The sequence below is a fragment of the Pseudomonas sp. S2_C11 genome, assembly GCF_054668395.1.
In genome coordinates, this window is record NZ_CP162765.1 from 5,686,100 (window position 1) to 5,709,662 (window position 23,563).

20 protein-coding genes and 1 pseudogene are annotated in these 23,563 nt (G+C 60.9%); 11 read left to right on the top strand and 10 right to left on the bottom strand.

What is annotated here, in order from left to right:
• Positions 1–3 precede the first annotated feature (3 nt).
• Positions 4–1,410, bottom strand: coding sequence for a COG3014 family protein (locus AB4N48_RS25565; RefSeq protein ID WP_150637080.1), 1,407 nt, complete (start codon positions 1,408–1,410; stop codon positions 4–6).
• A gap of 242 nt (positions 1,411–1,652) precedes the next feature.
• Here AB4N48_RS25565 and AB4N48_RS25570 point away from each other — a divergent pair, with 242 nt between their 5' ends.
• Both AB4N48_RS25570 and AB4N48_RS25575 read left to right on the top strand, forming a co-directional pair.
• Positions 1,653–3,551, top strand: a complete 1,899-nt coding sequence (locus tag AB4N48_RS25570) for an FTR1 family protein (RefSeq protein WP_095181268.1) — start codon at positions 1,653–1,655, stop codon at positions 3,549–3,551.
• 102 nt (positions 3,552–3,653) lie between these two features.
• Positions 3,654–4,109, top strand: a complete 456-nt coding sequence (locus AB4N48_RS25575; protein WP_041476910.1) for a YaiI/YqxD family protein — start codon at positions 3,654–3,656, stop codon at positions 4,107–4,109.
• A gap of 104 nt (positions 4,110–4,213) precedes the next feature.
• Here AB4N48_RS25575 and elbB read toward each other — a convergent pair whose 3' ends face one another.
• Both elbB and AB4N48_RS25585 read right to left on the bottom strand, forming a co-directional pair.
• A complete protein-coding gene (elbB, locus tag AB4N48_RS25580; protein WP_016772616.1) occupies positions 4,214–4,882 on the bottom strand; it encodes an isoprenoid biosynthesis glyoxalase ElbB in 669 nt (222 codons plus the stop codon).
• A 167-nt stretch (positions 4,883–5,049) separates the two neighbouring features.
• Positions 5,050–5,709: a DedA family protein gene (locus AB4N48_RS25585; protein WP_095181269.1), complete on the bottom strand. Its 660-nt coding sequence runs from the start codon at positions 5,707–5,709 to the stop codon at positions 5,050–5,052.
• A gap of 207 nt (positions 5,710–5,916) precedes the next feature.
• On the opposite strand from AB4N48_RS25585, the gene hemB reads away from it, so the two are divergent.
• Positions 5,917–6,930 carry a porphobilinogen synthase gene (gene hemB, locus AB4N48_RS25590; RefSeq protein ID WP_122751194.1) on the top strand — a complete coding sequence of 338 codons (1,014 nt, stop codon included), beginning with the start codon at positions 5,917–5,919 and terminating at the stop codon, positions 6,928–6,930.
• An 18-nt stretch (positions 6,931–6,948) separates the two neighbouring features.
• Positions 6,949–9,174 carry a polyphosphate kinase 1 gene (gene ppk1 / locus AB4N48_RS25595; RefSeq protein ID WP_016772619.1) on the top strand — a complete coding sequence of 742 codons (2,226 nt, stop codon included), beginning with the start codon at positions 6,949–6,951 and terminating at the stop codon, positions 9,172–9,174.
• A 244-nt stretch (positions 9,175–9,418) separates the two neighbouring features.
• On the opposite strand, the gene ppx is transcribed toward ppk1, so the two are convergent.
• From ppx to AB4N48_RS25620, 5 genes are all read right to left on the bottom strand, one after another.
• The gene (gene ppx / locus AB4N48_RS25600) at positions 9,419–10,921 is read right to left on the bottom strand and encodes an exopolyphosphatase (protein ID WP_076564507.1); all 1,503 of its coding nucleotides are present in this window, start codon (positions 10,919–10,921) and stop codon (positions 9,419–9,421) included.
• A 224-nt stretch (positions 10,922–11,145) separates the two neighbouring features.
• The gene (locus AB4N48_RS25605) at positions 11,146–11,883 is read right to left on the bottom strand and encodes an amino acid ABC transporter ATP-binding protein (RefSeq protein ID WP_256807805.1); all 738 of its coding nucleotides are present in this window, start codon (positions 11,881–11,883) and stop codon (positions 11,146–11,148) included.
• Positions 11,870–12,520 carry an amino acid ABC transporter permease gene (locus tag AB4N48_RS25610; protein WP_016772621.1) on the bottom strand — a complete coding sequence of 217 codons (651 nt, stop codon included), beginning with the start codon at positions 12,518–12,520 and terminating at the stop codon, positions 11,870–11,872. Before AB4N48_RS25610 ends, AB4N48_RS25605 begins: the two co-directional genes overlap by 14 nt.
• Positions 12,517–13,185, bottom strand: coding sequence for an amino acid ABC transporter permease (locus AB4N48_RS25615; RefSeq protein ID WP_122612308.1), 669 nt, complete (start codon positions 13,183–13,185; stop codon positions 12,517–12,519). Before AB4N48_RS25615 ends, AB4N48_RS25610 begins: the two co-directional genes overlap by 4 nt.
• A 21-nt stretch (positions 13,186–13,206) precedes the next feature.
• Positions 13,207–13,992, bottom strand: coding sequence for a transporter substrate-binding domain-containing protein (locus AB4N48_RS25620; RefSeq protein ID WP_016772623.1), 786 nt, complete (start codon positions 13,990–13,992; stop codon positions 13,207–13,209).
• 256 nt (positions 13,993–14,248) lie between these two features.
• Here AB4N48_RS25620 and AB4N48_RS25625 point away from each other — a divergent pair, with 256 nt between their 5' ends.
• The 6 genes from AB4N48_RS25625 to AB4N48_RS25650 all read left to right on the top strand — a co-directional run bounded on the left by AB4N48_RS25625 (position 14,249) and on the right by AB4N48_RS25650 (position 20,440).
• Complete coding sequence (locus AB4N48_RS25625) at positions 14,249–14,956, top strand: FadR/GntR family transcriptional regulator (RefSeq protein WP_056791723.1); 708 nt, start codon at positions 14,249–14,251, stop codon at positions 14,954–14,956.
• Positions 14,957–15,076: 120 nt separating this feature from the next.
• The gene (gene trxA, locus AB4N48_RS25630) at positions 15,077–15,406 is read left to right on the top strand and encodes a thioredoxin TrxA (RefSeq protein WP_003206727.1); all 330 of its coding nucleotides are present in this window, start codon (positions 15,077–15,079) and stop codon (positions 15,404–15,406) included.
• Positions 15,407–15,653: 247 nt separating this feature from the next.
• A complete protein-coding gene (gene rho / locus AB4N48_RS25635; protein ID WP_003229334.1) occupies positions 15,654–16,913 on the top strand; it encodes a transcription termination factor Rho in 1,260 nt (419 codons plus the stop codon).
• 239 nt (positions 16,914–17,152) lie between these two features.
• A complete protein-coding gene (ubiD, locus tag AB4N48_RS25640; RefSeq protein WP_039757427.1) occupies positions 17,153–18,619 on the top strand; it encodes a 4-hydroxy-3-polyprenylbenzoate decarboxylase in 1,467 nt (488 codons plus the stop codon).
• Positions 18,619–19,587, top strand: a complete 969-nt coding sequence (locus AB4N48_RS25645; protein WP_460094508.1) for a CDP-6-deoxy-delta-3,4-glucoseen reductase — start codon at positions 18,619–18,621, stop codon at positions 19,585–19,587. The genes ubiD and AB4N48_RS25645 overlap by 1 nt, the downstream gene beginning before the upstream one ends.
• A gap of 184 nt (positions 19,588–19,771) precedes the next feature.
• Positions 19,772–20,440 carry a gamma-glutamylcyclotransferase gene (locus AB4N48_RS25650; protein ID WP_024014748.1) on the top strand — a complete coding sequence of 223 codons (669 nt, stop codon included), beginning with the start codon at positions 19,772–19,774 and terminating at the stop codon, positions 20,438–20,440.
• Here the strand turns inward: AB4N48_RS25650 and glpT are convergent.
• Both glpT and AB4N48_RS25660 read right to left on the bottom strand, forming a co-directional pair.
• Entirely contained in the window at positions 20,416–21,765 is a 1,350-nt protein-coding gene (gene glpT, locus AB4N48_RS25655) for a glycerol-3-phosphate transporter (RefSeq protein WP_024014747.1), read from the bottom strand. The genes AB4N48_RS25650 and glpT overlap by 25 nt on opposite strands.
• A 257-nt stretch (positions 21,766–22,022) precedes the next feature.
• A pseudogene (locus tag AB4N48_RS25660) lies at positions 22,023–22,999 on the bottom strand (NADPH:quinone oxidoreductase family protein).
• Between the two features lie 150 nt (positions 23,000–23,149).
• On the opposite strand from AB4N48_RS25660, the gene AB4N48_RS25665 reads away from it, so the two are divergent.
• Positions 23,150–23,557, top strand: a complete 408-nt coding sequence (locus tag AB4N48_RS25665) for a flagellar basal body-associated protein FliL (RefSeq protein ID WP_460094509.1) — start codon at positions 23,150–23,152, stop codon at positions 23,555–23,557.
• Positions 23,558–23,563: the final 6 nt, after the last annotated feature.

Consider the following 23,563-nt stretch of genomic DNA (forward strand, 5'->3'; position numbering starts at 1 on the left):
CCATCACTTCTCCGCAGAAGCGGGTGTATCCGACGCGGGTTTTTGATTCGGTACAAAGGCTGATCCGACGGTATAGACCTGATCCCGGAATACCCGCAGGTGCAGAATCTGGCGGTCCTGGTCGACGCGCATTTCAAAAGGGTGGTCGATGGACGCAGGCGCAAAACGGAAGGTATGCAGGCCTTTTTTCAAGCGCAGGCGGGCGACCAGCGTCTTGTCCGGCAACGCTCGCCATGTGCGGGTGTCGGCTTCTTCGAACGGATCATGCTGAGTGACGATCAACGAGGCTTTCGCCGGGTTGCGCTCGTTTTCCTGCGCTTGACCGATGGCGGCCATGTTGGCGCGGAACATCGCCCGCGAGATGATTTGCGGCATGTCGTCGCGCAGTGTGCGCATGGACATATCGGTCACGCTATTGATCACTACCAACGGCTGTTTGCGACCGTCTACGGTGATATGGCTGAAGTTGGGTGTGACCGCGTCCGGCACCATCACCGGGAATGAAATGGGCGCAATGATGACCAGCGTTTCGTTCAGACGAACCGGGATCGGCACCTGCACGGAGCTGCGAGCCGGGGCCAGGCCACTCTGGATAATCAGCAACACATCGCTTTCATCGGCTTTCGCTGGCGGTTTGTCGAGATTGCGCAGGGCCTTTTGCAGCAAGGGCATATCCGGCCGCAGTTCGATCGCCTGACGATAACCGGCCGCCGCGAGGGCGCGTTCGCCGAGGGCTTCATAGGTGAATCCGGCCAGATAGTGGCTGAACGCACTCTGATAGCCGTTTTTCAGCTCAACGACCTGCGGCGCATCAAGCAAGGCGACCGGGTAGCCTTCCAGTTCCTTGTAATGGAGAACTTTGCCTTGAGCTTTTGCCTGTTCCTCGGCCGCTTCGTATTGCTTTTCACGCTGGCGGGCGATCAATGCTTCGCGTTCGTGGGTTTTCCTGATGTCTGCGCGGGCGCCGGCAAAGTCATTGACGGATAGCTGGTTCAAGGCCATTTGCGTAGTCAACATGACCTTTTCGTAATCGTAGCCTTCATAGCGCCGCAGCTTGTCGTTGACCAGCATCGTGCCCATTTCATCACCGAAACGGGCCAGTAATTTCATCGCGCCGGACGGGTTGGCTTCCTCGCGCTGGAAGATCATGCGGTCGGCATTGCGCCAGGCGTCCTGGCTGTCGGGCAGGGCACTGCCAGCGCTGAGGATCGCGCCTTTTTCCAGGTAATACAGCAGATCCTTGTCTTCCCACGGGTTGTTCATTTCCACCAGTGCCAGAGCCCCGGTCAGATTGCCCCGGGTCATTTGCTCGGTGGTCTGCTGCATTTCAAGATCGTAGTTGCGATAGGCGGCACAACCGCTCAACTGAACAGCGACGCAAAGCAGCAAAACGAACGGAAGACTCCGCATTGAGGTTGATTCCTTGCGCGCAAATGCTCTGGGGCGGGCAGTATAAAGTGGATGGTGGCAAATGGCTGCGATCTTGATCGAGCGTCAATCGGCAGCGGGCAGTGCGGCAATACTCGGCGACAAACGCTGCTGCCGTCTGCCGGGTATTTCCTGCCAATCAAAGCGAAACGCCGACAAAGCTTGAGAGAAATGTCTTCGAAGTGAACAATATGTAACTTCGCATTTCCATTTGAGATTCGTTCATGACTGCCTCGTCCCGATTGCTGGCCTGGCTGCTGTTCCCGTTATTGTCCCTGAGCAGCCTGCCGCTGCTGGCCGATACCGTGGAAGGCGCGCCGCAAGCGTTGCACCTGCTCGATTACATCAGTGCCGATTACCCGCCGACGGTCGCGGCAGGCAAAGTCATCGACGATGGCGAATACCGCGAGCAGCTGGAATTCACCCAGGTTCTGCAAGGCTTGATCACTGCATTGCCAGCCAAACCGGAAAAAGCCGCGCTGGAACAGGGCGTCGAATCTTTGCACGCCGCCATCACTGCGAAGCAGGACGGTGCTGATGTCGCCCGTCAGGCCCGACAGCTGGGGGCGAAACTGGCGGTGGCTTATGAAGTCAGCCAGGCACCGATCATCACTCCGGACCCGACACGCGGTGCGCCGCTGTATGCGCAAAATTGCTCGGTGTGCCACGGCGACACTGGTGCTGGCGACGGCCCGGCCGGTGTCGGTCTGACCCCTGCGCCAGCCAACCTGCGCGACGCTGCGCGGATGGATCACCTGAGTCTGTACGCGATCTACAGCACCCTCGGCCAGGGCGTCGAAGGCACCGACATGCCGGCGTTCGCCGATCAGCTCGATGATCGCCAGCGCTGGGATCTGGCCACCTACATCGCCGGCTTCAGCGCCGATGCGGCGGCCGCCAAGTCCGACAAGGTCTACAACATCGCCGACCTGGCCCGCCAGACCCCGGCCGAGGTGCAGGCTGCCGAGGGCGCAGAGGTCGCGGCGACGTTCCGTGCCCAGCGCGCGCAACCGCCGCAGGTCAAGCGCGGTCCGGCGCAGTTGCTCGATTACACCGCCGCCACGCTGGACAAAAGCCTCGCGGCCTACCGCGCCGGTGAACACGATCAGGCCTATGACCTGTCGGTGGCGGCGTATCTGGAAGGCTTCGAACTGGTCGAAAGCTCGCTGGATAACGTCGATGCCAACGTGCGCAAGGACACCGAAAAATCGCTGATGGCGTATCGGCAGTCATTGCAGGATGGTCTGCCGGTCGAGCAGGCCGAACAGCGTCTGGACGCGGCCAAAGCCAAACTCAAGGAATCCGCCGGCCTGCTGGGCAGCGATGGTCTGAGCTGGTCGCTGAGCTTCATCTCCGGCCTGCTGATTCTGCTGCGCGAAGGCCTGGAAGCGATTCTGGTGCTGGCGGCGATCCTCGCCTTCCTGCGCAATACCGGTCAGCAATCGGCAGTACGCAGTGTCAACGTTGGCTGGGGTCTGGCACTGCTGGCAGGTCTGGGTACCTGGGCACTGGCGGCGTACGTCATCGACGTCAGCGGTTCGCAGCGTGAGTTGCTGGAAGGCGCCACCGCGCTGTTTGCCAGCGTCATGGTGTTGTGGCTCGGCGTGTGGATGCATGACCGCCGTCATGCGGCGGCCTGGCAGGATTACATCAAAAGCAGTCTGGTCGGCGGCGGTGGACGTTTCGGCTTTGCGATCCTGGCGTTCTTCTCGGTCTATCGCGAGTTGTTTGAAGTGATCCTGTTCTACGAAACCCTGTGGCTGCAGGCCGGTCCAGCCGGGCACAACGCCGTGCTGGCCGGCGGCGCGACGGCGCTGGTGCTGCTGGTCGGCCTGGCCTGGGTGATTCTGCGCGGCTCGGCGAAACTGCCGCTGACGCTGTTCTTCAGCATCAACGCCGCGCTGTTGTGCGCGCTGTCGGTGGTGTTTGCCGGGCATGGCGTGAAGGCCTTGCAGGAAGCCGGGATCTTCGGCACACGGCCGGTCGCGTTCTTTGAATTCGACTGGCTGGGGATCCATGCCGATGCCTATTCGCTGACCGCGCAGGTGGTGGCGATTGTGGCGATTGCTGTGCTGTATGGGCGCAGTTGGGTGGCGGAGAAGCGTCGGGTTTCGGCTGCATAAAGGCATTCGCTGCGCTCATATTCGCGAGCAGGCTCGCTCCCACAGGTTCGGTATGTATCCTGTGGGAGCGAGCCTGCTCGCGAATTTTTTGGAGGCAAGAACATGCGTGTATGGATTGATGCCGACGCCTGTCCACGGGCGGCGAAGGATCTTGTAGTGAAATTCGCCCTCAAGCGCCAGTTCGAAGTGGTGCTGGTAGCCGGGCAGCCGCAGACCAAGCCGGGGCTGGCCATCGTCAAACTGATCGTGGTGCCGAGCGGGCCGGATGCGGCGGATGATTATCTGGTCGAGCACGCCGTGCCGGGCGAGCTGGTGATCTGCAGCGATATTCCGCTGGCCGATCGGCTGGTCAAGAAGGGCGTGGCGGCACTGGATCCGCGCGGCAAGGAGTTCGATGCGCAGAACATGGGCGAGCGGCTGGCGGTGCGGAATCTGTTCACCGATCTCAGGGAGCAGGGCCAGATGAGCGGCGGCCCGGCGCCGTTTGGCGAGCGCGAGAAGCAGGCGTTTGCCAATGCGCTGGATCGGATTCTCACCCGGCTCACCCGCAAGCCCTGAAAAGATCGCAGCCTGCGGCAACTCCTACAGGGGCGGTGTATGCCGCAATATCACGGCGCGACACGAAACCTGTAGGAGCTGCCGAAGGCTGCGATCTTTTGATTTCAAGCGTCGTTTTCGTGAGTCAGTTCGAGCACGCGGTCGACCAGTTTGTTGATCCCCGAAGCCGCTTCACTGATGGTCTGCGCCAGCATGTACGCCGGGGTGGTGACCAGTTTGCGCGCCTTGTCTTCGACGATTTCCGTCACGGCGCACTCTTCGTGGGTGGCGCCCATTTTGTTCATGGCCGCAGCGGTGTCGGCGTCGTTGCCGATGGTGCAAGTCACCCCCGGGCCATAGATTTTCGCCGCCAGCGCCGGTGAGATGCAGATCAGCCCGACCGGTTTGCCCGCTTCGGCAAATGCTTCGGCCAGGGCTAGCACTTCAGGTTGTACGGTGCAGCCGGCGCCTTCGATGGCGAAGTTCGACAGGTTCTTTGCCGCGCCGAAACCGCCGGGCACGATCAGTGCGTCGAAATCCTCGACATCGGCGTCGCGGATATCCTTGACGTTGCCCCGGGCAATCCGCGCCGATTCCACCAGTACGTTGCGCGATTCCGGCATTTCTTCGCCGGTCAGGTGGTTGATCACATGCAATTGCGCGATGTTTGGCGCGAAGCACTGCACCTGTGCGCCGCGCTGGTCGAGGCGCAGCAGGGTGATGACACTTTCCTGGATTTCGGCGCCGTCGTACACGCCACTGCCGGACAGGATCACTGCAACTTTTTTGCTCATGGGCTTCTCTCCAGATTCATGGCGCTCAATGTCCCTTAAATCGTCGCGCGTGGCCATAGGGGCATGGCTGGCGCGCGCGGGAACAGAGCGCTCTCTCAATGGATCGCAACGGCGGCGGGGTGTTCATTATTTGCCTGGAATGCGCGTGGCAGCCGCCAGCGAATGGCTTATTCGGCTGGCGTTTTCGGCCCGGCAGGAGGGGGCGCTTCGGCCTGGCGCAACTGCTCTGCCTCGGCGGCCTTGGCGAGCTGCTCGTCCTGATAGATTTTCTTTGCCAGTTGCGCATTCTTGAAGCGGCGCCGCAGCCACAGGCCCAGCCCGAGGATCAGCAAGGCGCCGAGCACCCATAGCTCGTACTTCTTGATGCTGCCGAGCATGCCTTCCAGCACTGCGCCGAAGTGGTAAGCCGCCGCAGCCAGTGCGGTGGCCCAGATCGCCGCGCCGATACCGTTGAGCAGCAGGTAACGTCCCGGTGGATAACCGGACAGGCCGATCGCCACCGGCATCACGGTGCGCAGGCCATAAACGAAGCGGAAGCTCAGGACCCAGATGTCCGGATGTTTGCGGATGTGCTCCAGCGCGCGGTCGCCCATCATCTGCCAGCGCGGCTTGCGCGCAAGCAATTTGCGCCCGTGCTTGCGCCCCAGGAAGTACCACAGCTGATCGCCGGCATAGCTGCCGAAGAACGCCACAACCACCACCAGGTTGATGTCCATGTATCCACGGAACGCAAGGAAGCCTGCGAGCACCAGAATGGTTTCGCCTTCGAAGAACGTGCCGAGGAACAAGGCAAAGTAGCCAAAGTCGTGCAGAAATTGTTGGAGCATTGTCTGGGTGCTGGCGAAATGAACGCGCAGCCTAACCCTTCGGGCACATTCATGAAAGTGTCCAAATGTGTCTCGACGTGAACATTTCCTACATCGACAATGGATTGCGGCTACCTGTCACAGAGCACACATAACTGTCATCTGTTAGTCATAATGGCCGTCTATAACTGTCACGCTCGCCCGTTTGCCCGGGCTCAGGAGTCTGCCGTGAGCTTTACCCCCGCCAATCGTCTGTTCCCAGCCACTCGTCTGCGTCGCAATCGTCGTGATGATTTTTCGCGGCGGCTGGTGCGTGAAAACGTATTGACGGTCGATGACCTGATCCTGCCGGTGTTCGTGCTCGACGGTGAAAACCGCCGCGAAGCCGTGGCCTCGATGCCGGGCGTCGAGCGACTGACCATTGATCTGCTGCTTGAAGAAGCGGCGAAATGGATCGAGCTGGGCATTCCGGCGCTGGCGCTGTTCCCGGTCACGCCGCCTGAACTGAAATCCCTCGATGCTGCCGAAGCGTGGAATCCCGAAGGCATCGCCCAGCGCGCCACTCGCGCCCTGCGTGAGCGGTTCCCGGAGCTGGGCGTGATCACTGACGTGGCGCTGGACCCGTTCACCACCCACGGTCAGGACGGCATTCTCGACGAAGACGGCTACGTGCAGAACGACATCACCGTCGATGCGCTGGTGCGTCAGGCGCTGTCCCATGCTGAAGCCGGCGCGCAGGTGGTGGCGCCATCGGACATGATGGACGGCCGCATCCAGGCGATTCGTGAGGCGCTGGAAATTGCCGGTCACGTCAACGTGCGCATCATGGCCTACTCGGCCAAATACGCCAGCGCCTACTACGGCCCTTTCCGCGATGCCGTGGGTTCGGCGTCGAACCTCGGCAAGGCCAACAAGGCCTCTTATCAGATGGACCCGGCCAACAGCGACGAAGCGCTGCACGAAGTCGGTGCCGACTTGTCCGAAGGTGCGGACATGGTCATGGTCAAACCGGGCATGCCCTACCTGGACATTCTTTTTCGGGTCAAAGATGCCTTCAAGGTGCCGACCTTCGTCTATCAGGTCAGTGGCGAATACGCCATGCACATGGCCGCTATCCAGAATGGCTGGTTGAGCGAAGCGGTGATCCTCGAGTCACTGACCGCCTTTAAACGTGCCGGTGCAGATGGCATCCTGACTTACTTTGCCGTTCGTGCCGCTCAATTGTTACGAGAGCAGAAATAGCCCTCCCAGGAACATTCCATGAATACCGAAGGACTCACTGAAGTTGCCGTAAAAGAAGCTCAGCCGGTGGTCGAGCAAATCACCGAAACCCCGCCGGAACTGGAGCCTGCGCCACCCGCGCCGGTTGCCGAAACCGCTGTGGCGGTGCCGGCGATCGCCATTCCCGGCCTGGATGACAGCAGCCTGTACATCCACCGCGAGCTTTCGCAATTGCAGTTCAACATCCGCGTGCTGGAACAGGCGCTGGACGAGTCCTACCCGTTGCTGGAGCGGCTGAAGTTCCTGCTGATCTTCTCCAGCAACCTCGACGAATTCTTCGAGATCCGCGTCGCCGGGCTGAAAAAGCAGATCACCTTCGCCCGTGAACAGGCCGGTGCTGACGGCTTGCAGCCGCATCAGGCGCTGGCGCGGATCAGCGAACTGGTCCACGGTCACGTCGACCGCCAGTACGCGATCCTCAACGACATCCTCCTGCCCGAGCTGGAAAAGCATCAGGTGCGCTTCATCCGTCGGCGCAACTGGACAACCAAGCTCAAGACTTGGGTACGCCGCTATTTCCGCGACGAGATCGCGCCGATCATCACCCCGATCGGCCTCGACCCGACGCACCCGTTCCCGCTGCTGGTGAACAAGAGTCTGAACTTCATCGTCGAGCTCGAAGGCATCGACGCCTTCGGGCGCGACTCCGGTCTGGCGATCATTCCGGCGCCGCGCCTGCTGCCACGGATCATCAAGGTGCCGGAAGAAGTCGGCGGCGCCGGCGACAACTATGTGTTCCTGTCGTCGATGATCCACGCCCACGCCGATGACCTGTTCCAAGGCATGAAGGTCAAAGGCTGCTACCAGTTCCGTCTGACCCGAAACGCCGACCTGGCGCTCGATTCCGAAGACGTCGAAGACCTGGCCCGCGCCCTGCGTGGCGAGTTGTTCTCGCGGCGCTACGGTGACGCGGTGCGTCTGGAAGTTGCCGACACCTGCCCGAAACACCTCTCGGACTATCTGCTCAAGCAGTTCAACCTGAGCGAGACCGAGCTGTATCAGGTCAACGGCCCGGTCAACCTGACGCGTCTGTTCAGCATCACCGGTCTGGACAGCCATCCGGAGCTGCAATACACGCCGTTCACCCCGCAGATCCCGAAACTGCTGCAAAACAGCGAAAACATCTTCAGTGTGGTCAGCAAGCAGGACATCCTCCTGCTGCACCCGTTCGAGTCGTTCACCCCGGTGGTCGACCTGCTGCGTCAGGCCGCGAAAGACCCGCATGTTTTGGCCGTACGGCAAACCCTGTACCGCTCCGGCGCCAACTCCGAGATCGTCGATGCGCTGGTGGATGCCGCGCGTAACGGCAAGGAAGTCACTGCGGTGATCGAGCTGCGCGCGCGCTTCGACGAAGAATCCAACCTGCAACTGGCCAGCCGTCTGCAAGCGGCGGGCGCAGTGGTGATCTACGGCGTGGTCGGCTTCAAGACCCACGCCAAGATGATGCTGATCCTGCGCCGTGAGGCTGGCGAGATCGTCCGTTATGCGCACCTTGGCACGGGTAACTACCACGCCGGTAATGCCAAGCTCTACACCGACTACAGCCTGCTGACCTCCGACGACGCTTTGTGCGAAGACGTCGGCAAACTGTTCAGCCAGTTGATCGGCATGGGCAAGACGCTGCGCATGAAAAAGCTGCTGCATGCGCCGTTCACCCTGAAGAAGGGCATGCTCGACATGATTGCCCGCGAAACCCAGTTCGCCCTCGAAGGCAAACCGGCGCACATCATCGCCAAGTTCAACTCGCTGACCGATCCGAAGATCATCCGCGCGCTGTACAAGGCCAGCCAGTCCGGCGTGCGCATCGATCTGGTGGTGCGCGGCATGTGCTGCCTGCGTCCGGGCATCGCCGGGGTCTCGCACAACATTCATGTGCGCTCGATCATTGGCCGCTTCCTCGAGCACACGCGGGTGTTCTACTTCCTCAACGGCGGCGACGAGCAGATGTTCCTCTCCAGCGCCGACTGGATGGAGCGCAACCTCGACAAGCGCGTCGAGACTTGCTTCCCGGTGGAAGGCAAGAAGCTGCTGACCCGCGTCAAGAAGGAGCTGGAGCTGTACCTGACCGACAACACCCACAGCTGGAGTTTGCAGTCGGACGGCCGCTACATTCGCAACACGCCCACCGGTAACCAGAACCCGCGCAGTGCGCAGGCGACGTTGCTGGAGCGGTTGGGCAGCCCGATATTGCCGGTGAGCAGCTGAGAGCTGAAAGTCAAAAGCCCCTCACCCTAACCCTCTCCCAGAGGGAGAGGGGACTGACCGAGGTGTCTCGCGTCATACACTGACCTGAAATACCTGATCGAACTCTGGCCTCAACGCTAGTACAAATCGGCTCCCTCTCCCTCGGGAGAGGGCTGGGGTGAGGGGGGAGCTACACCGCCGCTCTCAAACAAACCCAATAAAAAGGCGATCCTAACGGATCGCCTTTTTTGTGCCAGCCAGTTACTCAGTGCACCGTGAGAACAATCCCCACCCGCGTCAACCAGTCCGCCTCAAGCCCGAAATCCGCCTGGGTCAGCTGATTTTCATCCAGCCAGTTCTCCGGGAATTCCACATCGAGATGATCGCCACTCGCATGCAGCGCCACCTGCGGCATCGCCTGGGTTCCGCGAATGTGATGGAACAGAATGGCGAACCGCAGCAGCACGCACAGGCGAATCAGCTTGATTCCGTCATCGCCGAATTCGGCGAACTTGTCCTTGGGAATATTGCGCCGGTGCCCGCGCACCAATAGCGCGAGCATCTGCTGATCCTCGCGGGAGAAGCCGGCCAGATCGGAGTGCTCGATCAGGTAGGCACCGTGCTTGTGGTAGTGATAGTGAGCGATGTCGAGGCCGACTTCGTGGACTTTCGCCGCCCAGCCGAGCAGTTCGCGCCAGATGCCGTCATCCAGCTCCCAGTCCACGGCAACCTGATCGAACGCGTGCAGGGCCTTGCGCTCGACCCGCGCCGCCTGTTCCAGATCGACGTGATAGCGCTCCATCAGCGAGGTCAGGGTGCGTTCGCGCACGTCTTCGTGATGATGGCGGCCGAGCAGGTCGTAGAGCACACCTTCACGCAGCGCGCCTTCACAATGATCCATGCGTTGCAGTTCGAGGGCGTCGAAGATCGCTTCGAGAATCGCCAGGCCCGCCGGAAAGATCGCGCGGCGGTCAGGCTTGATGCCTTCGAAATCGATCTTGTCGGCGTCGCCCAGCTTGAACAGTTTGCGCTTGAGCCACGCCAGGCCTTCGGCGTTGACCTCGCCGCTGCCGTGGCCGCCAGCCTTCAGGGCCAGGCCGATGGCGCGAATCGTACCGGAGGAGCCGATGGCTTCATCCCAAGTCAGGCGATGCAGGGCGTGCTCGATGCTCATGATCTCCAGGCGCGCCGCCGTGTAAGCCTGGGCGTAGCGCGCCGGGGTGATCTTGCCGTCCTTGAAGTAGCGCTGGGTGAAACTCACGCAGCCCATTTGCAGGCTTTCGCGCAGCAACGGCTCGAAGCGCTGGCCGATGATGAATTCAGTACTGCCGCCGCCGATGTCGGCGACCAAACGTTTGCCTGGGGTGTCGGCGAGTGTGTGCGAAACGCCGAGATAGATCAGGCGCGCTTCTTCGCGGCCGGAGATGACTTCTACCGTGTGGCCGAGGATTTCTTCGGCGCGGCGGATGAATTCGCCACGATTGCGCGCTTCACGCAGGGCGTTGGTGCCGACGATGCGCACGGCGCCGAGCGGCATACCGTTGATCAGTTGGGCAAAGCGCTTGAGGCAATCGAGGCCGCGCTGCATCGATTCTTCGTTGAGCTGGCGCGCGTCGTCGATGCCGGCGGCCAGTTGCACCTTCTCGCCGAGGCGCTCGAGGATGCGGATTTCGCCGTTCTGGGCCTTGGCCACGACCATGTGAAAGCTGTTGGAGCCCAGGTCGATTGCGGCGATCAGGGACAGATTCTTGGCTTGGGATTGCGGCATGGTCAGGGGGTCTCGGTCGATAACCCCGACATCGTGCCACGATCAAACGCTGGCGCCAACGCGCATGGCTCAAACCGCCGGAGCGCGCACCCCGAACCTGATCGTTCCCACGCTCCGCGTGGGAATGCCTCACCGGACGCTCTGCGTCCGCTTTTGGGACGCGGAGCGTCCCTGGCTGCATTCCCACGCGGAGCGTGGGAACGATCAACAGGACAGAGGGCCTTTCAGGCTGTCGCTTCCACCGTGCCAATAAAGTTCGCCAGCTCGACCGTCTGCGGATTGGCAAACAACACCTTCGGATCGCCCACCTCATGCACCTTGCCATGGTGCATGAACACCAGTTTGTCGCCCACCTCTCGGGCAAAGCGCATCTCGTGGGTGACCATGATCAGCGTCATGCCTTCCTTGGCCAATTGCCGCACCACGCTGAGCACTTCATTGACCAGCTCAGGGTCCAGCGCCGAGGTGATTTCATCGCACAGCAGCACCTTCGGCGACATCGCCAAAGCCCGGGCGATCGCCACCCGTTGCTGCTGACCACCGGACAAACGGTCCGGGAAGGCATCGAATTTCTCCCCGAGCCCGACTCGCTCGAGCATTTCGCGCGCCAGTTCGGCTGCCTTGGCCTTGGGTACTTTCTGCACCACTTGCGGCGCGAGCATGACGTTCTCCCCGACGGTCAGGTGCGGGAACAGGTTGAACTGCTGGAAGACCATGCCGACCTTCTGTCGCAGGCTGCGCAGATCAGCGCGGGCGGCGTCGAGGTATTCGCCGTCGACTTCGATCACGCCGTCGTTGATCGACTCCAGGCCGTTGAGTGTGCGCAATAGAGTCGATTTGCCCGAGCCGCTGCGGCCGATGATCGCCACGACCTGGCCTTCCTCGACGCTGAGGTCGATGCCTTTGAGTACGTGGTGATCGCCGTAGTATTTATGCAGGGCGGAAATTCTAAGCAGAGGCATGCAGTCTCCTTTCCAGGTAGCGCGCACTGAGGGACAAGGGGTAGCAGAGCAGGAAGTAGCCGAGGGCGACGAGGCCGTAGACCATGAACGGTTCGAACGTGGCATTGGCGAGCATGCCGCCGGTCTTGGTCAGTTCGGTGAAGCCGATGATCGAGGTCACCGCTGTGCCTTTGACCACTTGCACCGAGAAGCCCACGGTCGGCGCCACGGCGATGCGCAGCGCTTGCGGCAGGATCACGTAGCGCAACTGCTCAAGCGGATTGAGCGCCAGGCTCGACGAGGCTTCCCACTGACCGTGGGGAATGGCCTCGACGCAACCGCGCCAGATCTCCGCCAGATAGGCGCTGGTGAACAAGGTCAAAGCGATCGCCGCGGCCATCCACGGCGAAATCTCGATGCCGGCCAGCGCCACGCCGAAGAACACCAGAAACAGTTGCATCAACAGTGGCGTGCCCTGAAACAGCTCGATCCAGGTGCGGGCGATGCTGCTTGGCAGCGTGTTCTTGGAGATGCGCATCACCAGAATCAGCAGGCCGACGAGGCCGCCGCCAATGAACGCCACCAGTGACAGCGCCAGGGTCCATTGCAGGCCGGTGAGCAGGTTGCGCAGGATGTCCCAGAAAGTGAAATCGCTCATTGGCTGCTCCTCGCAATGAACCGACGCCCGAACCAGTTGAGCAACTGGCGGATCAGCAGCGCCATGCACAGATAGATCAGGGTGGTCAGCGCATAGGTTTCAAAGGCGCGGAAGTTGCGCGACTGAATGAAGTTGGCGGCGAAGCTCAATTCTTCCGTGGCGATCTGCGAACACACCGCCGAACCGAGCATGACGATGATGATCTGGCTGCTCAGCGCCGGCCAGACCTTGCCCAGCGCGGGCAGCAGGACGACGTGGCGGAACGCTTCGAAGCGCGTCATCGCCAATGCCGCAGCCGCTTCCAGCTGCCCGCGCGGAATCGCCTGGATGCCGGCGCGGATGATCTCGGTCGAATAGGCGCCAAGGTTGATCACCATCGCCAGCACTGCCGCCTGCCACTCGGAAATCTGCACGCCGAGCGACGGCAGGCCGAAGAAGATGAAGAACAGTTGCACCAGAAACGGCGTGTTGCGGATCAACTCGACGTAGACGCCGAAGATCGCTGAGAACGGGCGGATCTGCCACGCCCGCACCAGCGCCCCGACAATGCCCACGCCGACCCCGAGCAGCGCGCCGATGGCGGTCAGCTCAAGGGTGAACAGTGCGCCGCGCAGCAGCAGGTCGGTGTTTTCCACCACCGGCAAAAAATCGAACTGATAAGCCATGAAGGTCTCCCGCGCAGTCGATCAGAGATCGGCCGGCAGCGGCTCTTTCAGCCAGGTCTGCGAGTTTTTTTCCAGCGCGCCGTCAGCCTTGGCGGTGTTGAGGATGTCGTTGACCTTGGCCAGCAACGCCGCTTCGTTCTTGTTCACGCCCACATAGACCGGGGAATCCTTGAGCTTCACCTTCAGCGCCGGCACGCGCTTGGGGTTCTTCTCGCTGATGGCGACCATCACCACGTTGCCGCTGGCGATCAGATCGACCTGGCCTGCCAGATAAGCAGCGATGGTCGAGTTGTTGTCTTCGAAACGTTTGATGGTCACGCCTTCGGGGGCGACTTTGCTCAGCTCGATGTCTTCGATGGCGCCCCGGGTGACGCTGATGGTCTTGCCTTTGAGGTCGTCGAGGCTGGTGATCGCAGCGTCTGGCGGACCGAACACGGCGAGGTAGAACGGCGCATAGGCGCGGGAGAAGTCGATGACCTTCTCGCGCTCGGCGTTTTTGCCGAGGCTGGAGATCACCAGATCGACTTTGCCGGTGGTGAGGAACGGGATGCGGTTGGTGCTGTTGACCGGGGTCAGTTCGAGTTTGACCTTGAGTTGGTCAGCGAGCAGTTTCGCCGTGTCGATATCCAGGCCGCGCGGCTTCATGTCCGGGCCGACCGAGCCGAACGGCGGGAAGTCCTGGGGCACGGCGACTTTCAGCGTGCCGCGTTTGACCACGTCGTCCAGACCGTCGGCGTGAGCGGGGGCCTGGCACAGCAGCAGGCCGGCAAACAGGGAAGCGAGGAGGGCGCTGTAACGCTGGGTCATGGACAATCTCCGGATCGGCGGGAAGTGGTTGCTGCGATCGGACAGAGCATGGGCCGTGCCAACAGGCGGATTTCGCCCCGGCAGGCCGCGGCATCAGCGGCTTGGTTCGGTCTTACTGGTCTGAACAGTCAACTCGGTTTTCGCACTGCGATGGCGCATCGGCAGTGCGCGCCGAACCCCGCTGGGGCACGACTTGCCGGACTCGACGAATAGCTTTACAACTAGCCGCACCTTGGCCCTGACGCGTCCGCACATCATGAATTCGATCTCCCGCGCCGTACCCGAAGTGGCGCTGCAAGCGATCCGCAAACTGATCACCGAACAGGGCTTCGGTGCCGGCGACGCGTTGCCTTCGCAACGGGATCTGGCGCTGCAACTGGGCGTCAGTCGGGCATCGTTGCGTGAAGCGCTGTCGTCGCTCAGTGCACTGGGCGTGGTCAGCATTCAGCCGGGCAAGGGCGTGTTCGTGCAGTCGCCGGTCGAATTGTCGCGCGGCGACAACGCGCCAGGCTGGTCGTTTGCGGCGCAGGCATCGCCGCTGGATATCTTTCAATTGCGCTATGCGCTCGAAGGGTTTGCAGCAGGTTTGGCGGCAGTGACGTTGAGCACGTTCGATCTGGATGCGCTGGAAGACAACGTTGCGGCCATGCGCGAGCAATTGAAGCTCGGCGACTTTGAGGCAGCGGCGAAACTCGACTTCGAATTCCACCGACGCATCCTTCTTGCCAGCGGTAATCAGGCGATGCTGAGCATTCTCACCGCCAGCGCCGAGATCTTCCTCGAGAGCCAGAAACTGCCGTTCATCCGCGCCGAGCGCGCCATGGAAACCTGGCAGGAACACCGCAAGATCCTCCGCGCACTGGCGCGCCGCGCCTCGGCGGCGGCGCAGAAAGCCATGCAGGAACACGTGCGCAACGCCGCCCTGCGCACTGGAATCGCCTTCATCGCTCCCGCCACGGCGTGACTTGAGCTATACCCAAACTCATCAAGGGCCATAGCAACACTCAATCATCTGCGGCTTCCTGAACAAGGGAAGGGCGGCTATGATGGGCCACGTTTTTTTGCTTACAACCTGGAGAATTCCATGAGCAGCGATCTGATCAAACACGTTAGCGACGCTAGTTTCGAAGCCGACGTACTCAAGGCCGAAGGCGCTGTCCTGGTCGACTACTGGGCTGAATGGTGCGGCCCTTGCAAAATGATCGCACCGGTTCTGGACGAGATTGCCGAGACTTACAAAGGCAAGCTGACCGTCGCCAAACTGAACATCGACGAAAACCAGGAAACCCCGGCCAAGCATGGCGTGCGTGGTATCCCGACGCTGATGCTGTTCAAGAACGGCAACGTTGAAGCGACCAAGGTCGGCGCACTGTCGAAGTCGCAGCTGGCGGCTTTCCTCGACGCCAACATCTGAGCGTCGCAGTAAAACGCTGAAAAAAAGCCCCGCAAATCGCGGGGCTTTTTGCATATTCAGGGCTAGACGCTCCGAAACTCAGGTGGTACATTCGGCCCCGCACTGGTTTCTCCAATGCCCCCTGCTAGCCGTCGCCGACGCACTCCTTTTCGAATTAGTTCGCGATCCTGTCGCCTTCTCCGCGGCGCGGCCTCATTAAGCCAAAAGCTTAATTTCCCCCCTCCATAAATGATTACGTCATTCCTATATGAATCTGACTGAACTCAAGCAAAAGCCGATTACCGAACTGCTCGAATTGGCCGAACAGATGGGCATAGAAAATATGGCCCGTTCGCGCAAGCAGGACGTGATTTTCTCCCTGCTGAAAAAGCACGCGAAAAGCGGCGAGGAAATCTCCGGTGATGGCGTGCTGGAGATTCTCCAGGACGGCTTCGGCTTCCTGCGCTCCGCAGACGCTTCCTACCTCGCCGGCCCTGACGACATCTACGTCTCGCCGAGCCAGATCCGCCGCTTCAACTTGCGCACCGGTGACACCATCGTTGGCAAGATCCGGCCTCCGAAGGAAGGCGAGCGGTACTTCGCCCTGCTCAAGGTCGACACGATCAACTTCGATCGTCCGGAGAACGCGAAAAACAAGATTCTCTTCGAGAACCTGACGCCGCTGTTCCCGACGGTGCGCATGAAGATGGAAGCCGGCAACGGTTCCACCGAAGACCTCACCGGTCGCGTGATCGACCTGTGTGCACCGATCGGCAAAGGCCAGCGTGGTCTGATCGTCGCACCGCCGAAAGCCGGTAAAACGATCATGCTGCAGAACATCGCAGCGAACATCGCCCGTAACAATCCTGAAGTTCACCTGATCGTGCTGTTGATCGACGAGCGTCCGGAAGAAGTGACCGAAATGCAGCGCACCGTGCGCGGCGAAGTGGTTGCCTCGACCTTCGACGAGCCGCCGACCCGTCACGTGCAGGTTGCTGAAATGGTGATCGAGAAGGCCAAGCGTCTGGTCGAACACAAGAAAGACGTGGTGATCCTGCTCGACTCCATCACCCGTCTGGCCCGTGCCTACAACACCGTGATCCCGAGCTCCGGCAAGGTATTGACCGGTGGTGTCGATGCCCACGCCCTCGAGAAGCCGAAGCGTTTCTTCGGTGCCGCGCGTAACATCGAAGAAGGCGGCTCGCTGACCATTATCGCCACCGCGCTGGTTGAAACCGGCTCGAAGATGGACGAAGTGATCTACGAAGAGTTCAAGGGTACCGGCAACATGGAGCTGCCTCTGGATCGCAAGATCGCCGAGAAGCGTGTGTTCCCGGCCATCAACATCAACCGCTCCGGCACCCGCCGCGAAGAGTTGCTGACCGCCGACGACGAACTGCAGCGCATGTGGATTCTGCGCAAGCTGCTGCACCCGATGGACGAAGTCGCCGCCATCGAGTTCCTGGTCGACAAGCTGAAAACGACCAAGACCAACGACGAGTTCTTCTTGTCGATGAAACGCAAGTAATACGCTGGCGTTTCAACAAAGGACGCTCCCGCGAGGGGGCGTTTTTTTTTGCCCCGAAAAATCTCGCGCCCATCACGGATATCTGTTGATGGGCCGATTCTGCGGCGTCGGCAGCGCACTCCCGAGTTCAATACCTGCTCCTTACCGGCAGCGCGCGGGCCACAATCGAGCAATGACGGGCTGCTGTTTGCCCCTCAGAGCAGGTAGGATGTACGCCTATTTTGAGGGTGCCATCGTCAATGAAATTCAAGGATCTTCGGGATTTCGTGCAGCAGCTTGAGCAGCGCGGAGAGTTGAAACGCATCCAGATTCCCGTCTCGCCGGTGCTGGAGATGACTGAGGTGTGCGACCGCACGCTGCGGGCCAAAGGCCCGGCACTGTTGTTCGAGAAACCCACCGGTTATGACATTCCGGTGCTTGGTAACCTGTTCGGTACCCCCGAGCGCGTGGCCATGGGCATGGGCGCCGAGTCGGTCAGCGAGCTGCGCGAAATCGGCAAGCTGCTGGCCTTCCTCAAGGAGCCGGAGCCGCCGAAGGGCTTGAAGGACGCGTGGTCGAAACTGCCGATCTTCCGCAAGATCATTTCGATGGCGCCGAAAGTCGTCAAAGACGCGGTGTGCCAGGAAGTGGTCATCGAAGGCGACGACGTCGATCTGGCGATGTTGCCGGTGCAGACCTGCTGGCCCGGCGACGTTGGCCCGCTGATCACTTGGGGCCTGACGGTCACCAAAGGCCCGAACAAGGAACGCCAGAACCTCGGCATCTACCGCCAGCAAGTGATCGGCCGCAACAAGGTGATCATGCGCTGGCTCAGCCATCGTGGCGGCGCTCTCGACTTCCGCGAGTGGTGCGAGAAGCACCCGGGCCAGCCGTTCCCGGTGTCCGTGGCCCTTGGCGCCGATCCGGCGACGATTCTCGGTGCCGTGACGCCGGTGCCGGACAGCCTCTCCGAATATGCTTTCGCAGGGCTCTTGCGCGGCAACCGTACCGAACTGGTCAAGTGCCGTGGCAACGATCTGCAAGTACCGGCCACCGCCGAAATCATCCTTGAAGGCGTGATTCATCCGGGCGAAATGGCCGACGAAGGCCCTTATGGCGACCACACCGGTTACTACAACGAAGTCGACAGCTTCCCGGTGTTCACCGTCGAGCGCATCACCCACCGGATCAAGCCGATCTATCACAGCACCTACACCGGCCGTCCGCCGGATGAGCCGGCGATTCTCGGCGTGGCGCTGAACGAAGTGTTCGTGCCGATTCTGCAGAAGCAGTTCCCGGAAATCACCGACTTCTACCTGCCGCCGGAAGGCTGCTCGTACCGCATGGCCGTGGTGACGATGAAGAAGTCGTATCCGGGGCATGCCAAGCGCGTGATGCTCGGTGTCTGGTCGTTTTTGCGACAGTTCATGTACACCAAGTTCGTTATCGTCACTGACGACGATATCAACGCCCGCGACTGGAACGACGTGATCTGGGCTATCACCACGCGCATGGATCCCAAGCGCGATACGGTGATGATCGATAACACGCCGATCGACTACCTCGACTTCGCTTCGCCGATTTCCGGCCTGGGCTCGAAAATGGGCCTGGATGCCACCCACAAGTGGCCGGGCGAAACCACTCGCGAGTGGGGCCGCGTGATCGTCAAGGACGACGCCGTCACCCAACGGATCGATGCCATCTGGAATCAGTTAGGAATAGATTGATGCGTGTAACCCTGCAGCCTTCCGGAGCAGTGCTCGAGATACAGCCCGGTGAGCGGATTCTCGACGGTGCGCGGCGCCTGGGCTATGACTGCCCGCAAAGCTGCCGCAACGGCAATTGCCACGTGTGTGCAGCGCTGCTGGTGGAGGGCCGCGTCGAGCAGGCCGGCAAAGTCCACGACCATGGCGAGTTCTACACCTGCATCGCCGCACCGCTGGAAGACTGCGTGCTGTTGTGGGATGGCGTGCTCGCACTGGGTGAGCTGCCGGTGCGTAGCCTGTCGTGTCAGGTCATCGAGTGCCGCGAGGTCGGCGGCGATACCTGGCGCGTGCGTCTGCGGGCACCAGCGGGCAAGCCGCCGCGCTATCACGCCGGGCAATATTTGATGATCGAGCGTGAGAACGGTGAGAAATCGGCGTTCTCCATGGCTTCGGCACCCCACGGCGGGCGTGATCTGGAAATTCATGTGCTGGCGCGCGAAACCAGTGCGTTGAGCCTGATCGAGCAGCTGCAACGCAACCCGCTGGTACGTGTCGAGTTGCCGTTTGGTGACACACATCTTGCGGAGCTACCCGACGGTCCGCTGGTGTTGATCGCCGCCGGCACCGGCATGGGCCAGATTCACAGTCTGATCGAACATTGCCGCGCCAAAGGCTTCAAGCATCCAGTGTATCTGTATTGGGGCGTGCGCCGTCCCGAAGATTTTTATCAGATCGAGCACTGGGACGAATGGCTGAAGCTGCCCAATCTGTTCCTGCACAAGGTAGTCAGCGACCAGTGCGGCTGGGAAGGGCGCTGCGGGATGTTGCACGAGGCAGTTTGCGAGGATTTCCCCGATCTGAAGCCGCTGCACGTCTATGCCAGCGGTTCGCCGGCGATGGTCTACGGCACGCTGGACGCGCTGGTCGAGGCGGGGATGGATGCGCATCAGATGCGCGCTGATGTGTTCGCCTACGCGCCGCGCTCCTGAGACTTATAACTTGGTATATAGCCGATCGGTATTTACCCTAAACAGTAAATATCGCTAGGTTATATATGAATCAGGCAATTAATCAGTGGCACTTAATTTGCCTTAAAACATATGTGCCTTATTGTTACAACGGTGCGTTCTATTAAGTAATTCTTCACCCGCGGGGAGCTGAACGCTATTCGCCATGAGCGCCATTGAAAACGCAATTCTGAACCTGGCTTACCCTCCGCGGCTCGATCTTGGGCCGCAGCTGACGCACGAACAACTTCTCGCTTCCATGCAATCGACCATGGCACGCCACAAGGGCGGGCCGGTGTGGCTGTTCGCCTATGGCTCGCTGATCTGGCGGCCGGAATGCACGGCGGTCGAGCGCATGCGCGGTCGCGTGCATGGCTATCATCGCGGCTTGTACCTGTGGTCCCACGAGCATCGGGGTACCCCGGAAATGCCCGGTCTGGTGTTCGGTCTGGATCGCGGCGGTTCATGCAGCGGTTTTGCCTACCGCTTGCCGGAAGACAATCTCGATACCGCGCTGTACGCCCTGTGGAAACGTGAGATGCCGTTTCCGTCGTATCGTCCGCACTGGCTCAATTGCCGGCTCGAAGATGGCACTCAGGTGCAGGCCTTGGGCTTCGTTCTTGAGCGCCACCTGCCGAGCTACGCCGGCAACTTGCCGGATCATGTGCTCAGCCAGGTGTTCGCCAGCGCGAGCGGGCGTTACGGCACCACTCGCGATTATGTCGAGCAGACCGCGCACGCCCTGCGCAGCCACGCCATGCCGGATCGAAATCTGGAGGCGCGGCTCAAGCGCTGTAAATCACACAGCGATCAGGCGACCGCTTCACGGCTCTGACTGGCGACTTGCTTGTGCCACAGCGTTGGCGCAAGGAAGGCCATCGCCAGCAGGCAAGCGCCGACCAGCAGCACGAAACCGCCATCCCAGCCGAAGTGGTCAACGGTGTAGCCCATCGCCGCACTGGCCGCGACCGAACCCCCCAGATAACCGAACAGACCGGTGAAGCCCGCTGCAGTACCGGCGGCTTTCTTCGGCGCCAGTTCCAGCGCTTGCAGGCCGATCAGCATCACCGGGCCGTAGATCAGGAAGCCGATCGACAGCAGGGCGATCATGTCGACCATCGGATTGCCGGCCGGATTGAGCCAGTAAACCAGGGTCGCGACAGTCACCAGGGCCATGAACACCATGCCGGTCAAACCACGGTTGCCACGGAAGATCTTGTCTGACATCCAGCCGCACAGCAGCGTGCCCGGGATGCCTGCCCACTCGTAGAAGAAATAGGCCCACGAGGTCTTATCCACGGTGAAGCCCTTGGCTTCCTTCAGGTACGTCGGCGCCCAGTCCAGCACGCCGTAGCGCAGCAAGTAGACGAAGACGTTGGCCAGAGCGATGTACCAGAGCATTTTGTTGCGCAGCACGTATTTGACGAAGATTTCCTTGGCGCTGAATTCGTCTTCGTGGCTGGCGTCGTAGCCTTCCGGGTAGTCGTTCTTGTACTGCTCGATCGGCGGCAGGCCGACCGATTGCGGGGTGTCACGCATGGTGATGAAGGCGAATACCGCTACGCCCAGTGCGACTGCTGCCGGGACGTAAAACGCCGCGTGCCAGTCGTTGAACAGGCCCATGCCGATCAGGAACAGCGGGCCGATCAGACCGCCGCCGACGTTATGCGCCACGTTCCACACCGACACCACGCCACCGCGTTCCTTCTGCGACCACCAGTGCACCATGGTCCGCCCGCTCGGCGGCCAGCCCATGCCCTGCGCCCAGCCGTTGATGAACAGGAGAATGAACATCATCGTCACGCTGGACGTTGCCCACGGCGCGAAACCGAAAATGAACATCACCCCGGCCGAGACCAGCAGACCGAACGGCAGGAAGAAGCGCGGGTTGGAACGGTCGGACACCAGGCCCATGAGGAACTTCGACAGGCCGTAAGCAATAGCGATCGCCGACATTGCCAGACCAAGGTCGCCACGGCTGTAGCCTTCGTCGATCAGGTACGGCATGGCCAGGGAGAAGTTCTTGCGCAGCAGGTAGTAACCGGCGTAGCCGATAAAGATACCGGCGAAGATCTGCCAGCGCAGGCGGCGGTAGGTGCTGTCTATTTTTTCTTCAGGCAATGGAGCCTGATGTGCGGCAGGACGAAAGAAAGCAAACATTCAAGAGCTCCAGTTTTCTTGTTTTGACTGCGGATGCGAATGTTACAGTTTCGTTACCGAAAATAGCATCGCTTCACGTCGGCAAAACAGCGGAAATTTGGGCAGATGAACGTTCCTTTATGAACATGTCGCTCTGAGACAAGTACGCGGCGCTGAGGGAATGGTGGCTCGGGTGGGTTTCTGCGGTTTGACGCATGGGAGAGGCAGATCTCAGCGCTAAAGCGATCCGGATTGCTGCTCCGGATCGCTCCATGTTGTTAACGAACCTGAACGACAACCTTGCCCACAGCCTTGCGCTGGCCAAGATCATCGATCGCCTGCGCGGCATTGCTCAGCGGATACACCTGCGACACCAGCGGTTTGAGCTTGCCCTCGGCAAACCAGGCGAACAGCTGCTGGAAGTTGGCTGCATTGTCCTGTGGCTGGCGTTGGGCAAAGAACCCCAGAACACGCCGAGTACCGCCGCGCCCTTGAGCAGGGCGAGGTTGACCGGCAGTTCCGGGATGCGTCCGCTGGCGAAGCCGACCACCAGCAGGCGGCCGTTCCAGGCGATGGCGCGGATGGCCTGGTCGAACAGGTCGCCGCCGACCGGGTCGTAGATCACGTCGGCGCCCTGGCCGTCGGTGAGGCGTTTGATCTCGTCCTTGAGGCTGGCTTCGCTGTAATTGATCAGCTCATCGGCGCCGGCAGCCTTGGCCACCGCGAGTTTCTCGGCGCTGCTGGCGGCGGCGATCACGCGGGCACCCATGGCTTTGCCAATCTCCACGGCGGCGAGGCCGACGCCGCCCGACGCGCCGAGCACCAGCAGGGTTTCGCCCGGTTGCAGGTTGGCGCGTTGCTTGAGCGCGTGCATCGAGGTGCCGTAGGTCATGCTGAATGCAGCGGCGATGTTGAAATCCATCGACGGCGGAATCGGCAGGACGTTGTAGCCCGGCACCGCCACCTGCTCGGCAAAACTGCCCCAGCCAGTCAGGGCCATGACCCGGTCGCCGACTTTCAGATGGCTGACCTTTTCCCCGACTTCACGCACCACGCCCGCCGCTTCACCGCCCGGCGAAAACGGGAAGGGCGGTTTGAACTGGTACTTGCCCTCGATGATCAGCGTGTCCGGGAAATTGACTCCGGCAGCGTGCACGTCCAGCAGGATTTCATTCTTCTTCGCGACAGGACTGGCGACGTCTTCCAGCACCAGCGATTCGGCAGGGCCGAAGGCTTTGCACAGCACGGCTTTCATCAGGGCTATTCCTTTGGGAGTGATGGCCGATAAGTGTAGGTGTGTGAATCAACGGGTCAACGAGCATGCCCGGCCCTGATAGTCAGCCATAAGCTTGTGCTTGCGCGGCGGGTCGTTATGCTAGGCCGCAAACCGGATAAGGAGCGAATTGTGAAAGCGTGGATCATGTTATTGCTGGCCCTGTCTCTGCCTGTGGCAGCACTGGCCGAAGAAGCCAAAGAAGGCGAGGCGCCGAAGGTCAATTACATCACCCTGAGCCCGCCGTTCGTCGGCAACTATGGCCTGGACGGCACCGCCAAGCTCAAGGTCTACAAAGCCGATGTGGCATTGCGTGTGACTGGTGAGGAGTCGACCAAACTGGTCAAGGCCAACGAGCCGCTGATCCGCAATCAGCTGGTGGCGTTGTTCACTCAGCAGTCGACCGAGGCGATGGGCAGCATCGAGGGCAAGGAAAAGCTGCGTCAGGAAGCGTTGAAGCAGACCCAGCAGGTCATGAATGACGAGACCGGCAAGCCTGTTGTTGAGGATCTGTTGTTCAACAACCTGATCATCCAGTAAATACGT

Bases quoted from the DNA above. Each gene is read 5' to 3' on its own strand.
- AB4N48_RS25565 (WP_150637080.1), bottom strand. From the start codon at position 1,410: ATGCGGAGTCTTCCGTTCGTTTTGCTGCTTTGCGTCGCTGTTCAGTTG.
- AB4N48_RS25570 (WP_095181268.1), top strand. From the start codon at position 1,653: ATGACTGCCTCGTCCCGATTGCTGGCCTGGCTGCTGTTCCCGTTATTG.
- AB4N48_RS25575 (WP_041476910.1), top strand. From the start codon at position 3,654: ATGCGTGTATGGATTGATGCCGACGCCTGTCCACGGGCGGCGAAGGAT.
- elbB (WP_016772616.1), bottom strand. From the start codon at position 4,882: ATGAGCAAAAAAGTTGCAGTGATCCTGTCCGGCAGTGGCGTGTACGAC.
- AB4N48_RS25585 (WP_095181269.1), bottom strand. From the start codon at position 5,709: ATGCTCCAACAATTTCTGCACGACTTTGGCTACTTTGCCTTGTTCCTC.
- ppk1 (WP_016772619.1), top strand. From the start codon at position 6,949: ATGAATACCGAAGGACTCACTGAAGTTGCCGTAAAAGAAGCTCAGCCG.
- ppx (WP_076564507.1), bottom strand. From the start codon at position 10,921: ATGCCGCAATCCCAAGCCAAGAATCTGTCCCTGATCGCCGCAATCGAC.
- AB4N48_RS25605 (WP_256807805.1), bottom strand. From the start codon at position 11,883: ATGCCTCTGCTTAGAATTTCCGCCCTGCATAAATACTACGGCGATCAC.
- AB4N48_RS25610 (WP_016772621.1), bottom strand. From the start codon at position 12,520: ATGAGCGATTTCACTTTCTGGGACATCCTGCGCAACCTGCTCACCGGC.
- AB4N48_RS25615 (WP_122612308.1), bottom strand. From the start codon at position 13,185: ATGGCTTATCAGTTCGATTTTTTGCCGGTGGTGGAAAACACCGACCTG.
- AB4N48_RS25620 (WP_016772623.1), bottom strand. From the start codon at position 13,992: ATGACCCAGCGTTACAGCGCCCTCCTCGCTTCCCTGTTTGCCGGCCTG.
- AB4N48_RS25625 (WP_056791723.1), top strand. From the start codon at position 14,249: ATGAATTCGATCTCCCGCGCCGTACCCGAAGTGGCGCTGCAAGCGATC.
- trxA (WP_003206727.1), top strand. From the start codon at position 15,077: ATGAGCAGCGATCTGATCAAACACGTTAGCGACGCTAGTTTCGAAGCC.
- rho (WP_003229334.1), top strand. From the start codon at position 15,654: ATGAATCTGACTGAACTCAAGCAAAAGCCGATTACCGAACTGCTCGAA.
- ubiD (WP_039757427.1), top strand. From the start codon at position 17,153: ATGAAATTCAAGGATCTTCGGGATTTCGTGCAGCAGCTTGAGCAGCGC.
- AB4N48_RS25645 (WP_460094508.1), top strand. From the start codon at position 18,619: ATGCGTGTAACCCTGCAGCCTTCCGGAGCAGTGCTCGAGATACAGCCC.
- AB4N48_RS25650 (WP_024014748.1), top strand. From the start codon at position 19,772: ATGAGCGCCATTGAAAACGCAATTCTGAACCTGGCTTACCCTCCGCGG.
- glpT (WP_024014747.1), bottom strand. From the start codon at position 21,765: ATGTTTGCTTTCTTTCGTCCTGCCGCACATCAGGCTCCATTGCCTGAA.